This window comes from Gemmatimonadota bacterium (assembly GCA_026706345.1).
GTDB lineage: Bacteria > JAAXHH01 > JAAXHH01 > JAAXHH01 > JAAXHH01 > JAAXHH01.
This window is the reverse complement of sequence record JAPOYX010000018.1, coordinates 1-13,945: the sequence shown is the minus strand read 5'-3', so window position 1 is coordinate 13,945 and position 13,945 is coordinate 1. Positions and strand designations below refer to the sequence as shown.

Here is a 13,945-nt window from a genome sequence, read left to right as displayed (position 1 = left end):
CGGGGCGACCTGCTTACAGATTCATGCCGGCGAGGGCCTCCCGCTGCCCCGCAGTACTTGAAGTGGGCGACCTGCTGGGCATTCAGAGGGTGGGCATTGGACATAGGCGTGAACTTAAGCGGCGTGCCGGATGCTGTCAAGACCTGTGGCTTTCATGGCCGAACCGCATCGATTCAGAACGTTCGATCCTGCTTGACACGGTACACGTAACCCGTATACCATTGCAAGAGCCAGGGTATAGGCCCAATCATCAGTCATCCATACTCCTCACCTATTTCATCTGTGTTCCCCGCGCGAAGACGCGGTGAAAGGTACCTTGCGAATGCAATCGGAAATTAAGCAGTGGATCGCCGAAAGCAGGAAGAAACTGGAGGGCAAGGGGCTGAATGGCGGGGACCTGGATCAGCTGGAAGCACTCCTGGAAAACCCGTCCCGTCCGAAGATCATGTACCTGACGGCACGGTCGATCAACATGCGATCCGGAATCGTAGGCTGGGCGGTGTTCGTTCCGGGCGAGGGACCGGAACTTAAGCTGCCGGGCGACGAACCTCCCTACGAGTCCGTGCTGGAGGCCATCGCCGACGGGTGGCGCGTGGTGCAGTACCCCATCCATAAGCTTTACGAATACAAAGACCTTGAAAACGACTACGTGGGTTTCGATTTCATACTCGAGAAGTGGAACTGAGGAGGCGCTGCCATGGCGGAGATCAGACCGACGATGACCGATGACGACGTGATGGATTTTGTAGCCAATGGATACGTGGTGCTCGACGAGATGGTGGATGCCGATTTCAACGAGCGGTGCCGCGACATCAAGCAAGGCCCCGCAAAGGAAACGGTCGGATCGCCCGATTTCATCCGCGAGGTCCTGCTCCATCCCCGGTTGGCCGGCGTGATCCGTTCGCTGCTCGGTCCCAACTTCCTGATGCCCACGGGAGGCCATCACCATCTCATAGACCAGCCGGTCGCGGGACAGGACTGGCACTCGGACGGCATATCCGGCCTGGGCTACGAGTTCAACGAACTCCAGTGCTACTATTATCCCCAGGACGTGAATATCGAAGACGGACCGACCATGATCCTGCCCGGTTCTCACTGCCGGGCGGTCAACCGCGACGCCCTGGCCCACTACGGCGATCTAATGGGCCAGCTTTCGCTCGTCGTGAAAGCCGGCACTGTGGCCATTACCCGTTACGGCATCTGGCACCGGGCCGGCCCAAAGCTCAATCACAAGCCCCGCAGCATGATCAAGTTCTCCTACTTCCGCAACGGGCCGCCCCGGCGCGACTGGTTGATCGATTCGGATGAAATCCCCGAGTATCGCGATCGTCCGGCCGCGCCTTACACCAGCGGGGTGGAATCCTACCGGGACCTGAGGCGCCGCATCCACACCTGGAACTGGCTGTGTGGGCTGAGCGAGGATGAGTCCATGGTCCACGACCGGTGGCGACCGTCCTACGAGACCGGTACGCAGCCCGTCGAGGAAGTCGCGCTTTGAGGTTGTTGCCCTTTGGGGTTGATGCCCTTGAAAGTCGTCGCCCTCGGAAGTTCGTACTGACGTCCCCCACGGGTGAGGACATCTTCGGGTGTCCGGAGCGGACCACATGCGGATAACCCATACCAGGCGTGAAGAGATGCACCTGGGCGTCAGCCACGGCGGCGCCGCGGCAAGCTACTTCAACCCCGGTTTCAGCGAACGGGACTTCCAATCGCCCTGGACGTTCATTCACTCGGTGATCTTCCCGCCCGGCAGCGGCATCGGCCAACACAGCCACACCTACGCGGAAGAGATCTTCGTCACTATCGACAACGCCGCGCAATTCACCCACAACGGCCGCACGGCTGAAGTCGTGGGCGGCGCCGCGGTGCCCCTGCGCTCGGGCGAGTCTCACGGTATATACAACCACACGGACCGGGACACCTGGTTCTTCAATTTCCACTGCGTGGATACGGTCCGCGAACCGAAGCACGAGGATTTCAACGACCCGCGTATCGGGGTCGAGCTGGAATCCACCGACCGCCTGCCCATCGGCCGGTTCGACCGTTCCCTGCTTAAGCCGCGCCGGCACCACGGGGGCTGCGGCGAGGTGCTGTACCGGCAGATCTGGGGAAGCCGGGACTTCCAGACCAATTTCGAGTATCTCTGCCACATCCTGCTGCCGCCGGGCACTTCCGTAGGCTACCACCGGCACGATCTCGTGGAGGAAGCCTATATAATCATGGACGGCCGGGGCCGGATCACCGTGAACGACGAGACTGAGGAGGTCGAACGTGGGGACGCCGTCCCCAACATGATCGGGAGCGCCCATGGTATCTACAACCACACGGACGAGGACCTCGAGCTCTTCGTCGTAGGCGTGAGCCTGGAAAAGGGCAAGGTGGACGCGACCGACCTGGGCGACGACCTGACCGGGCGCTGATCGGCCTGCGATGATCGACCAGCCGGGCGGCGACCTGGCCGGACGGTAAGTTTGAGTAGACGGCAAGGGCCGGGCACTAATCCATGAAACATCCTATGAAAGCCGAACTCAAACCATGACAGAGAAATCCTTTCAAGCCCATGTGCTGGACATGAAGGTCGAAGGATACACCATCCTGACGGACCAGTTGACCTCGGAGGAGTGCGCCGAAGCGCGTAAGGAGCTGGAAACCCGTTATCCCGATCGGGAACGGGGAAGTTTCGAGTGGCTCTTCAACAAGGCACGGGTATTCGAGCGGTTCTACCAGTTACCCGATCACCTGCGGCTGATCCGACACTTTCTCGGTACCGACGCGCTCCTGAGCGCCGTGTACGGGTCGGTTGTGATGCCCGGTGAGGGCGGCCGCGGCCTGCATTCCGACAGCGGCATCACCGGTCACAACCGGGACGCATCCATGCCGGATGCCGACGAGGGGCGGCGGATCACGAGCCATTCGATCGCCTTGAACACGATCTTCTGCCTGAGCCCCTTCACCGAAACCAACGGCGCCACCGAATTCGTCCCGGGAAGCCACCGTTACGAGTATCTGGACGTACCCGACTCGGCCTACGACAACGCCCGGACCGCCGTCGCCCCGGAGGGATCGCTGGTGCTCTTCGATGTGAACACCTGGCACGGCACGACGAAGAACCGGACCGATGAAACGCGCTACGCGGTGTTGAGTCCGTGGCGGAGGCGCTGGACCAAGTGCGAGTACGAAATGGCCCGCGTGGTGAAACCCGACGTGCTGGAACGGGCGGGCGAAGACGGACCGGTCATCTTCGGATTTCAGGCCCAGTCGCCGTATACGGAACTCTGGCAGTGGGACCGGGAAGAAGGTGGGCCTAAACCGGAGTTCAGTCACCTGCGGCGGGACTGAACGCATACTGGTGAGCACCCGGCCCACCCACCGAGGTCCGAATGGCTGTGGGAAAACAAGCGGTCGAGATGTCGGCCGGAGGAGATCCGTGAAAATCACCGATGTGAAAGTGCACCTGGTGGAGTCCTGGCGCAAATCGACGGACATCGGCTCGCCGTGGATCTTCGTCCAGGTCTATACCGACGAGGGCGTCGTGGGTCTGGGGGACGCCACGAACTGGCCGGGCGGCACGATCATCGCCCAAGCCGTGGAGGAACTGGCCAAGCTCATCGTCGGCGAGGACCCCTTCCACATTGAGTACCTGTACCACCGCATGTACTATGCCCTGGAGCAGATCGGGCAGACCGGCACGGTCATCGCGGCCGTCAGCGGAATCGAGATCGCCCTGTGGGACATCGTGGGCAAGGTCACCGGGCAGCCCATCTACAACCTCATCGGCGGACCGTGCCGTGACCGCATCCGGTTCTACAGCCACGCGTCCAACCCGGAGGAATGCGCTGAGCTGGCCGCCAAGGGCGTTACCGCCATCAAGGCGTACTTCCCCGGCGACCCGCTGGTCAGAGGGGAACGCATCGATTCGCCCCGCTCCATCACGCTAAAGGAAGAGAAGCTCGCCCTGGAACACATGCGCCGGTGCCGCGAGGCCGTGGGCGACGAGGTGGACATCTGCACCGACGTGGGATGCCGGTACACCACGAGCGCCGCGATCCGCATCGGCAACCGGCTGGAGGAAATCGGCCTGCTGTTCTACGAGGAGCCGGTCCACCCGGAGAACATCGACGCCCTGGCCAAAGTGACCGCGTCCGTCAACGTGCCCGTGTGCGTGGGCGAGCGCCGGTACACGCGCTTCGGCTTCCGGGACCTGATCGCCGCCCAGGCGGTGGACATGATCATGCCCGACGTGGTGCGCACGGGCGGCATCATGGAGACCAAGAAGATCGCCGCCATGGCCGAGAGCTACTACATGCAGGTCTCGCCCCACAATCCGAACAGCGCACTGTCGACGACAGCGAGCCTGCACGTCATGGCCAACATCCCCAACGCCCTGGTACTCGAATTCGTGGACGAAAAGTGGGACGCCCCATGGCGCGACGACCTGCTGACCGATCCGCCGGTCGTGGAAAGCGGCTACTTCCGGCTCCCCGAGAAACCCGGGCTGGGGACGGAGTTGAACATGGACGTCGTCGAGAAGTACCGTTTCGAAGGTTAAGGGAGCCGGCGATATGCAACTGCACGACGACAAACAGACTAACCGGGCGGACAACATCCAGAGCGCCGAGATCCGGTTGCCGACCGCGGACCTGACCGCGGACCTGGCCTTCTTCATGAAAACCCTCGGGTTCCGCATGGACAAGATCTATCCGGCCGACTACCCGACGGTCTCGGTGCTCTCCGGCCACGGACTCACCATCCGCCTGGAGCAGGATGCGTCCGAACCGCCGGGCACGTTACGGATCCTGTGCCGCGATCCGGCCGTCCTGGCCGGCGGACAGACCGAACTCACCGCGCCGAACGGAACCCGGGTCGAGATCGTACAGGCCGATCCGCCGCTTGAGATCCCGCCGACGGAACATGCCTTTCTCGTACGGCGCCTCAAGGACAACACGCCCTGGGTGATCGGCCGAGCCGGCATGCACTACCGCGACCTGGTGCCCGGCCGCCTCGGTGGGAGCATCATCGCCTCCCACATCCGGATACCCGACGCCGGACCGGTTCCCGACGTCGTGCACTACCACACTGTGGGATTCCAGTTGATCTTCTGTTACCGGGGCGAGGTGAAACTAGTCTACGAGGACCAGGGCCCGCCCTTCATGCTGAAGGCCGGCGACTGCGTCATTCAGCCCCCGGAGATCCGGCACCGGGTGCTCGAATCGTCCGAGAACCTGCAGGTCATCGAGATCGGCGTACCGGCCGACCACGTGACCACCATCGATCACGAGGTCGAGTTGCCGACCCAGGTGTTGAATCCCGATCGCGTTTTCGGCGGGCAGACGTTCTGCCGTCACCAGCTCAAGGACGCGGTGTGGGAACCGTGGAGACTGGCGGGATTCGAGGCGAGGGAAACGGGCATCGGAGAAGCAACGGGCGGTGTGGCCTCGGTGCAGGTCGCCCGGGTGACCGGTGGCGCGAACGACCGTTCAACCGACGGCGTGAGGAGCGGCGGTGCGAGGAGCGACGGTGCGGGAGATAGCGGCGGCGAGCAGGTCACGAGCCACACGGGCGACATCCTCTTCACCTTCGTCATGGAAGGGGAAGTCACGCTGAACGGGGAAAGCCAGGGCGCGCACCGGCTGGAGGCGGGGGACGCCTACGTCATTCCGCCGCACACAAAAACATCCCTCACGGACCGCTCGGCCGACCTCGAGCTCCTCGAGGTGGCGCTGCCCGCGCGGTTCGAGACCATCGTGCACTAAGCCACTAAGCATACCCGGTCGATGTCGGGGCTGGACCGGAGTTCGCTACGTCACACGCCCAGCACCCCGCGCAACCGGCCGGACGCCCGGCTGAGCACCGTGGGCGGCACGGGCACGTGGTTGTACTCGGAAAACCGCCTGTGGGCCCAGTGGGCGGCATACTGGGACTGAAAAACGTAGCGCATGCGGTTGGACGTGACCGGCGCCCCGCGGTGCCAGCACTGGTTGTTCTGCAGGTAGACGTCTCCCGCCTTGCAGAAGGCTGAAACTGGACCGCGCCCCTCGAACTCGGGGTTCTCCTGGCTGTTGGGATCTCTGCCCGAATACTGGCTGCCGGGAACGAACTGCGTCGGGCCGTCCTCGACCGTGTCGATATCGGTCAGGGCCATCTGAATCGTGAACCACTGCACCGGCATGCGGATGCGGGGGTCGTGGCACGGCACGTCGTCCGGCAGCGGAAACTCCACCCGGTCGTCCACGTGCCATCGATCGATCGCCTGGCCAGGCGCGTTCCGGATCACGTTCTGTCCACAGAACTTGCAGTCCTCTCCAACGACCGCCTCGGCCAGACTCAGGATCGGTTCCCGGATCAGCATGTCCACGAACACCGCGTCCAGTTCCAGCGTGTTCCGCAGTACGAAACCGTCCCCCCGCCCGCTTACGTAATCGGTACCCGCGAGCACAGGATCGTTGAAACAGCGGTCCGTGACTTCGCGGAGCGCGTCGATTTCATCCCGGGTAAGCACCCCGGGGATGAGGGCGTAGCCGTCCCGGTGGAAATCCTCGAGAATCGCTTCCATTCCGGCGTCGTCGAGACGCTCGCCTGGAAGTATGCGTTTGGAAATCACGGTTATCTCCTGTCGGCTGGTACGTACACAGGACACATCAGGCAATCACTGGCGGCAGTCGCGGTTGGCAGGCACATTGGCAGGCGCGTTGGATTGCTTGACATCACGCGCCTTACGACTATCATGGCATGATCATAGATTATGGCTTCGACATGGGATTTTCAACCGTTTTCCCGCGAGTGTACCGTGCGCGTGCAGGGTTCCCGGCAAGGATGAATTCCCGCCCGCATGAAGCGGGGAAACGCCAAAAAGTCCAACCACGCCTATCCTGGCAACACGCGACAGGCCTGGCTATCCGCAACGGTCCTGGCAATCCGCATGAGCAGCACCAGCTACTACGACCTCAACGCCGACGCCCTCGTCACCCAGTATGACGGGGTAGACCCTGCCAACGTTCATGCAGACTGGGCGCCGGCGCACCTGCGTGAAGAACCCGGATTCGCCTGCGACATCGGCGCTGGTTCGGGACGTGATGCCAACTGGCTTGCGGCCAGGGGTTGGGAAGTCGTGGCGGTAGAACCGAGCGCGTTGCGGAACCTCGCCGCGGAACGCTCCCATCCACGAGTGGTCTGGATGAACGACGCGCTACCGGACCTGCGGGTTCTGCGTGCGCTCGGTCGGCGGTTCGACCTGATTCTACTGAGCGCCGTGTGGATGCACGTGGCGCCGGGAGTCCGGGAACGGGCATTCCGCATACTTTCCGAACTCCTCAATCCATCCGGGCTGCTGGTGATTTCGCTGCGACGTGGCGGAGACGCCGCAGAAAACGCTGCCCGGGGGTTCTATGACACTTCGGCAGAGGAACTTATCGGATTTGCCAACCGGCGAGCCATCGCGCTGCGCGGCCACTCGACGCAGCCGGACCTGACGCGCCCAGGCATACACTGGGAATCGCTGGTCTTCGCCATGCCGGACGATGGCACCGGCAGCCTGCCGCTGCTGCGTCACGTGATCGTGAACGACAATAAATCTTCGACCTACAAGCTGGGACTGCTTCGGACCCTGGTGCGACTCGCCGAGACGGCGCCGGGGCTGGTCATCAATCGGACGGACGACTACGTTGAAATCCCGTTCGGTGCCGTCGGTCTGTACTGGCTGAAGCAATATCTGTCCCTGGTCCTGCATCATCGACTGCCTCAACGCCCTTCGGGACCGGGCGGATATGGCTGGGCAGGGAAAGCGTTCTACCGCCTGCGGAACGTCTCGCCTTCCGACCTTCGGCTGGGCGCCAGGTTTGACTCGGACCGGGCCGTCATCCTTACTCGCGCCATAAACGACGCCTGCGAGAATATCGAGCGGATGCCGGTACGCTACATCACGTACCCCGCTTCCGGCAACCGGCAGTTGTTCGAATCCGGTTTTTCCAGTACGAGAATGACCGGCCGGCCCATCGTCCTGTCTCGCGAATACCTTACTCAGTTCGGCCGCTTCAGGATTCCCGCATTGCTATGGCAGGCGCTCGGTCAGTTCGCCTGCTGGCTGGATCCGGTCATCGTAGGAGAATGGCGGCAGCTGACTTCGAAGTGGGAGGGGCCGGCAAATCTGCGCAGTGCTGCGCGGTGGGCGGCCAATACCGGCCCATCCGCCGCAATGGTCCGGGAATCCGGAGCCGATAAGGCGACGAAGGATCCGTTCGAATGGTCCGAAAGCCGATACGACACCAGCATCGCCCTCGAAAGGGCGATGCAGTTGCGCGATGACGGATTCGCGCTCACCTGCGTATGGTCCGCGGCGCGTATTCGAACTGATCCGCACATCGACCACTGTTTTCCGTGGGCGCGCTGGCGCAACAATGATCTCTGGAACCTGATGCCGGCCCGCGGCAACATCAACCTCAAGAAGAGCGACCGGCTGCCCTCCTCCAGCGCCATGGCCGACGCTCGAGACCGCATGCTGGAATGGTGGCGGCACGCATGGCTTCAATCGCCGCAGGAGGACCGGTTTTTCATGGAAGCGCGGTACTCCCTGCCGGGGCTCGATATCGACACACCCAGATTGGAAGACATCTTCACCGCTGCTCAGCACCAGCGCGCGCGCCTGAAACAGGACCAGCAACTGATCGAGTGGCCGACCTGACCGCGGCATGGCAAAGACCGGACCGCCTTGCTCTTTGGCTTACCGCCGGTCGATTGTCCGAGCCGGGCCAAACACCACTCTACCCCCCATCCATCACGGCCTGGATCATCGCCTGGATGTAGCCGAACTCGTAGGCGAAGGCCTGCCGGTAGCTGTCCGGGTCCTTATGCCCCGGCGCGTGGTCGGGCACGCACATGTGTGGGTAGCCGACCTCCTTGAGGGCCTGCATGTTGCGGTGCATGTTCATCACGCCCTCGTCGGGCCAGACCTCCTGGAACTTGTTCCGCCCGCCCACGATGTTGCGGAAGTGGCAGAGGAAGATCTTGTTGCGCGAGCCGAGGTAGCGGATGATGTCCGGCACCTCCTTGAGGGGCTCGAGGGAACTCTCCGCCATGCAGCCCAGGCAGAGGTTGACGCCGTGATAGGGACTGGGGCAGATCTCGATGAACTGCTTGAACCCATCGAAACCGCCGAGCACGCGGTCCACGCATCGGTATCCGGGCGGCAGCCATGGATCGCAGGGATGGCAGGCCATGCGGACCTTGCATTCGGTGGCCACGGGGATCACCCGTTCCAGGAAGTAGGTGATGCGGGCCCAGTTCATCTCGGCCGTCACGGGCTCGTCGTACCTGGGCGGCCGGTCCTTCGCCTTCTCCAGGTCCCAGGTGCTGTAGATCGACCCCCCGCGGCCGGGCGGATCGCTCTCGGTGCGCTGGTTCTCCATCTCGCACAGGTAGTATTTGATTGCGGGGATGCCCGCTTCCGAGGCCTGGCGCACCATGTTGCAGACCAGTTCGATTTCCTTATCGCCTTCGTCGTATTTTCCCAGCATGTAATTGGGCACTTGGCCGCTGTCCACGTTCAGGTCGGCGATGGGCAGGGCCACCATTTCCATTTCGATCCCGAACCGGGCGCACTTTTCCTTCTTGGCCGCCAGTTCCTCCACGTCCCAGCCGTACTCGCGGTGGAAGGTGATGTTGAGTTCGCTCTTGTTGAAGACGCCATGGCGGGCCAGGTATTCCAGGTCTTCGTCCGCCGTGCTGAACTGCTGGGTGCCTACGTGCATTGGGTCCTCCGGGTTATGTAAACTTGATGTTCAGAATACGCGCGGCCGTGCCGCCCATGATCGCGGCCAGGTCCGCCTCGCTGAGAAAACCGGCGTACTTCTCGATCCAGTACCGGGACTGGCGGTAGGTGCAGAACCGGTTCTGGAAGGGCATGTCCGTGCCCCACAACAACCTGTCGGCGCCGATCCGATCGACCATCTCTTCCAACGCCGGCCAGGCCTCGCGGTAAGGATAGTCGAACATATCGCCGATCCGCACGGGAAAGCATACTTCCAGGCTGAGGTTGGGGTTTTCGAAGGGTCTCCACAGGCCATCCGGCAGGATAAGACGGTCGGCGTCGACAAACATGCGCCACGGAAAACCGTGGGTGATGCTGCAGACCGTGTCCGGGTAGCGGTCCATCCAGTCCATGAGCACGCCGAGTTCGTCGAGGTACCCCCGGGTGAGGTCGGCATGATAGCCGAGCACCGGTCCGGCGCCCGAGGTGAAGAAAACCGGGACGTTTAACGCGGTCACGGCGTCCCAGAATGGCCGGTAGACACCGCTGCTCCACGGCTGCCCGCTCCCGCGGTACGCCAGCGGGGCGTTGAACTTGACGGCGTGCAGGCCGTGGACGCGCACGGCCTGGTCTACTTCCTCGATCACCGCGTCCGATTCTTCGGCGATACGCCATTCCTCCACGGGCGCCATGGAATACAGGCGGCCGGGGAAGGCTTCGACACACGCGGCCTGAAACGCGCTGTCGCGGCCCAGCATGGGATTGGTATGGAGCAGGGCGACGTCCACGCCCGCATAGTCCATCTCGGCGATCAGGCCGTCGGGGGTGTATTCGAGGTTGCGCAAGTGGGGCGGGTAGAACTGCTTGGTGTAGTCTTCGCCGTCGATTGTCCACACCACGCGTCCATAGGTGCGATCGACCCGGAAGTCCACTTCGGGGAGCGTGGACCAATCGCCGGGTGCTTCTGGCGCGATCACCTCCGACGAGGCGGGGGCCCGGTCCCGGACCCGCCAGGCCGGCTGGTGATGGACCGCGTGCTCGGCCTGCATCCACCGGAGGTGGTCCCGGGCGTCGGAATATCCGGCCTTCGCGTCACCCGGCGGAAAGCAGTACGCGTGGGAATCGATGATCATGGATCGGGAAGCGGTTCCCTAGCTTTCGAAGGTCCGAATCGTCCGGGTTACCTGGCCGTTGCTCTCCCAGTAGGTCTTCTTGCCGGCAAGGTAGGGGTCGTCCGGCGCCGGCTGAACCGTGCCGGCCGTCGTCACGCCCCGTGACGTGATCGTATGTTCGCCAGGGGACGGGCGGTCCCAGTCCAGGCGCCAGAATTTCCAGGCGTACTCGGCGTCCTCTCCCTCGATGATCTCCGCCGTCTGCCAGGGCCCGTCGTCGATGCGCACCTGCACCGCTCTGAGCGGTTCGCCCCAGACCGCGCCGTAGATCCGGTGCAGGGGACCGACGCGGGTGACCCGCGCCGTGACGGAGTTGATGCGCCCCTTACCCACGGACTCCTGGCGCCATACCGTCTCTCCGTTATGGGTCTCCTCGCGGATCGTGACGTAATCCCGCGAGATGAACCGCCCCATGTACCGGGTGGTGCGTACTTCGATGCGCTTCAACCACTTCACCTGGGTAATCCCATACCAGCCGGGTACGATGAGGCGCAGGGGATAGCCGTGCTTCGGCGGCAGCGTCTGGCCGTTTACCTCGTAGCACAGCAGGATGTCCGGGCCCATGGCCTGCGCCATGGTGAGCGAACGGGCGAAGTTCTGCTTCATGGTCAGCGGCTCGCTGCGGCGGGGCGTGATGACCTCCTCCCCTTCGTCGTGCCCGAAGAAGACCACCTCCATACCATTGTCCCACATACCCGCCCGCTCCAGGATCGGCGCCAGCGGCGTGCCGGTCCACCGGGCGTTGAACACGCCGCCGCGGAAGACGGGAACGCCCCGGTTGCCGGAGCATTCGAGGGTGAAATCCAGATCTCTGCGCGGCATGGACTTGATCTCGTCCAGGCTCAGGTTGAGCTTCTGTCTCACCGCGCCCGCGATTTCGAGGCTGTAGGTATCTCCGTCGACGGTCGGCTCCGGGTAGTGGCTGGCCGAGAAAAACTGGTCCACGGGCGTGATCCACGACTCCAGGCCGTTCCAGTCCAGCAGCACGAAATCGGGGCTTCGCGGCGGCCCGAACTCGTCGATCCAGTCCACGGGCGTTTCGTCCCGAGCCAACTGGGCTATTTGGGCCAGCACGTGGGAAGGCAGCAGCGTCATACCGGCTGTCGCGATCCCTCCCTTGATCAGCACGTCTCTGCGGGACAGGTTGGTTTTTCCGGCCATGTTGGAATCCTCCCGGCCTACCCGGCTTCAGTCAATTCGATTCGGTCTCTTCAGTTCGATTGTAATGGGGAATCCGGTGATCGATTCTATGATACATCGCGTGGACTGAACAGATCAAGGGCAATGTTGACAAGACCATCTCTTCCGGGTAAAATCGTTTGTCCCGTTCAAACGCTCGGAAATCCTGATATATGAACCGCGTGCTATCCGAAAATTACCTTGTGCTGGCCTCATCGCCCGATCCGGAGAACGTGTACGCCGGTTCGCCCTCGATTACCCGGATGCGCTCCGGACGCCTGCTGGCCAGTTACGAGTGGTTTCGCCCCAGCCCGCTCAAGGAAGCCGTGCCGGACCAGACCGAAGTGCTGGTCAGCGACGACGACGGCGCCACCTGGAACCTGACGGCCCGCCTGGATTTCATTTGGGCGACGATCTGGTCTTACGAAGACGACGCCTACCTTATCGGCAACCGCCGGAAGAGCCGGGATATCGTCATCGGCCGATCCCGCGACGGCGGCTCCAACTGGGAGGGACCCGTCACGCTATTCGAGGGCAGGCACCACTGCGCGCCGACACCGGTATTGATCCACAACGGCCATGCCTACCGCGCCTTCGAAACCTGCGACGCGCCAAGCCGCTTCGACTGGAAGTCCCTGGTGGTGGCCGGCGACCTTTCGAAAGACCTGCTGGATCCGGCATCCTGGCGCATGTCCAACCACGTTCGATTCCCCGGCATTCCCGACGTGCTCTCGCAACGCAGGTACCCGGAAAGCGCGACCGACAAGGTGCCGGCCGACAGTTTCCTGGAAGGCAACATTGTACTGGTGAACGGCGAGATCCGGATGATCATGCGTACGATCGTCGACGGCCACACGACGTCGAGCCTGGCCTCCATCGGCCGGGTCGAAGACGACGGAGAGACCCTGGACTACCGGTTCGTCCAGTTCCACCCCATGCCGGGCGCCCAGTGCAAGTTCCAGATCGTCCACGACGAAAAAGACGGACTGTACTGGACCACCGTAACCCTGTCCACCAATCCGTGGCAGGACCGGGAACCCCTCCGGCGCATCGGATTCAGTGGTCCTCCGGGCAACGAGCGGCGCATCCTGATGCTCATGTACAGCGCGGACGCGCTCAACTGGTTCCAGGCCGGCTGCGTGGCAATGAGCACGCGCATGATGGAGTCCTTCAGCTACGCCTCGCAGGTCATCTCCGGAAACGACCTCCTGGTCGTCGCCCGCACTGCCCGCGGCGGCAGGAACCAGCACGACACCAACCTGATCACCCTCCACCGGGTGAAGGACTTTCTCGATCTGGCCCTGGATCTGCGGCCGGTTGATTTGTAATGTTGATAACGTAAATTACGGCTTAATAGGTTTGCTACTGGCAGGTAACTTCACTTTAGTGTTATGAAAAACACACTGGAGGTGTTCCAATCAACCAGATTCGAAACGAAGTTGTACGCGATGCATTCAACACTGACCGTGATCTTCCTTATCAACTTCGTCTGATGGATTTCGAGTCAGCAATGCAGGACGTTTACGATTTCTTTCACGATGTCAATTCACACCTAGTAGCACGGGGACTGGAACGTCTTGACGATATGTTGCGACCAGCCATCATGTCCGGAGTCCTGTCTGACATGCTAACGGCAAGTCTTGCCAAACACTCACGCGTACTTACGGAGAACAACTATTTCAATGGGCATCCAGACCTGGTAGTTCAAGGAGTTTATGCTGGAAACTCGGTAAAGGCTGGAGATCAGGGGGTGGAGATAAAAACCACAAGGAAAAAAGGTGGCGCAGTCGATACACACGGGGCAAGGAATCAGTGGATGTGTGTATTTGTCTACAAGGTGGACAACAAAACT

General features: G+C 62.4%; 13 protein-coding genes. 9 read left to right on the top strand and 4 right to left on the bottom strand.

All coding sequences use genetic code 11. The features are described from left to right. Nucleotides 1-322: 322 nt before the first annotated feature. From OXG98_01800 to OXG98_01775, 6 genes are all read left to right on the top strand, one after another. On the top strand, nt 323-685 hold the full coding sequence (locus tag OXG98_01800; GenBank protein ID MCY3770748.1) for a hypothetical protein: 363 nt from the start codon (nt 323-325) through the stop codon (nt 683-685). A 12-nt stretch (nt 686-697) separates the two neighbouring features. Continuing rightward, nucleotides 698-1,498 carry a phytanoyl-CoA dioxygenase family protein gene (locus tag OXG98_01795; GenBank protein ID MCY3770747.1) on the top strand — a complete coding sequence of 267 codons (801 nt, stop codon included), beginning with the start codon at nt 698-700 and terminating at the stop codon, nt 1,496-1,498. Nucleotides 1,499-1,604: 106 nt separating this feature from the next. Further along, entirely contained in the window at nt 1,605-2,420 is an 816-nt protein-coding gene (locus OXG98_01790; protein MCY3770746.1) for a cupin domain-containing protein, read from the top strand. Nucleotides 2,421-2,535: 115 nt separating this feature from the next. Further along, entirely contained in the window at nt 2,536-3,339 is an 804-nt protein-coding gene (locus OXG98_01785) for a phytanoyl-CoA dioxygenase family protein (GenBank protein ID MCY3770745.1), read from the top strand. An 88-nt stretch (nt 3,340-3,427) separates the two neighbouring features. Then, nucleotides 3,428-4,549: a mandelate racemase/muconate lactonizing enzyme family protein gene (locus OXG98_01780; GenBank protein MCY3770744.1), complete on the top strand. Its 1,122-nt coding sequence runs from the start codon at nt 3,428-3,430 to the stop codon at nt 4,547-4,549. Between the two features lie 13 nt (nt 4,550-4,562). Further along, on the top strand, nt 4,563-5,753 hold the full coding sequence (locus tag OXG98_01775; GenBank protein ID MCY3770743.1) for a cupin domain-containing protein: 1,191 nt from the start codon (nt 4,563-4,565) through the stop codon (nt 5,751-5,753). 50 nt (nt 5,754-5,803) lie between these two features. On the opposite strand, the gene OXG98_01770 is transcribed toward OXG98_01775, so the two are convergent. Further along, the gene (locus tag OXG98_01770) at nt 5,804-6,601 is read right to left on the bottom strand and encodes a phytanoyl-CoA dioxygenase family protein (protein MCY3770742.1); all 798 of its coding nucleotides are present in this window, start codon (nt 6,599-6,601) and stop codon (nt 5,804-5,806) included. 228 nt (nt 6,602-6,829) lie between these two features. Here OXG98_01770 and OXG98_01765 point away from each other — a divergent pair, with 228 nt between their 5' ends. Beyond that, a complete protein-coding gene (locus tag OXG98_01765; protein MCY3770741.1) occupies nt 6,830-8,677 on the top strand; it encodes a methyltransferase domain-containing protein in 1,848 nt (615 codons plus the stop codon). A gap of 79 nt (nt 8,678-8,756) precedes the next feature. Here OXG98_01765 and OXG98_01760 read toward each other — a convergent pair whose 3' ends face one another. Genes OXG98_01760 through OXG98_01750 form a run of 3 tightly spaced genes read right to left on the bottom strand, consistent with a single transcriptional unit; the run spans nt 8,757 to nt 12,075 of the window. Further along, on the bottom strand, nt 8,757-9,743 hold the full coding sequence (locus OXG98_01760) for a mannonate dehydratase (GenBank protein ID MCY3770740.1): 987 nt from the start codon (nt 9,741-9,743) through the stop codon (nt 8,757-8,759). A gap of 13 nt (nt 9,744-9,756) precedes the next feature. After that, a complete protein-coding gene (locus OXG98_01755) occupies nt 9,757-10,875 on the bottom strand; it encodes an amidohydrolase family protein (GenBank protein MCY3770739.1) in 1,119 nt (372 codons plus the stop codon). A gap of 18 nt (nt 10,876-10,893) precedes the next feature. Continuing rightward, nucleotides 10,894-12,075, bottom strand: coding sequence for a molybdopterin-dependent oxidoreductase (locus tag OXG98_01750; protein ID MCY3770738.1), 1,182 nt, complete (start codon nt 12,073-12,075; stop codon nt 10,894-10,896). A 191-nt stretch (nt 12,076-12,266) separates the two neighbouring features. On the opposite strand from OXG98_01750, the gene OXG98_01745 reads away from it, so the two are divergent. Further along, complete coding sequence (locus tag OXG98_01745) at nt 12,267-13,421, top strand: sialidase family protein (GenBank protein ID MCY3770737.1); 1,155 nt, start codon at nt 12,267-12,269, stop codon at nt 13,419-13,421. A 296-nt stretch (nt 13,422-13,717) separates the two neighbouring features. Continuing rightward, nucleotides 13,718-13,945 (top strand): hypothetical protein (locus OXG98_01740; protein ID MCY3770736.1); only part of this gene is annotated, 228 nt, incomplete at its 3' end.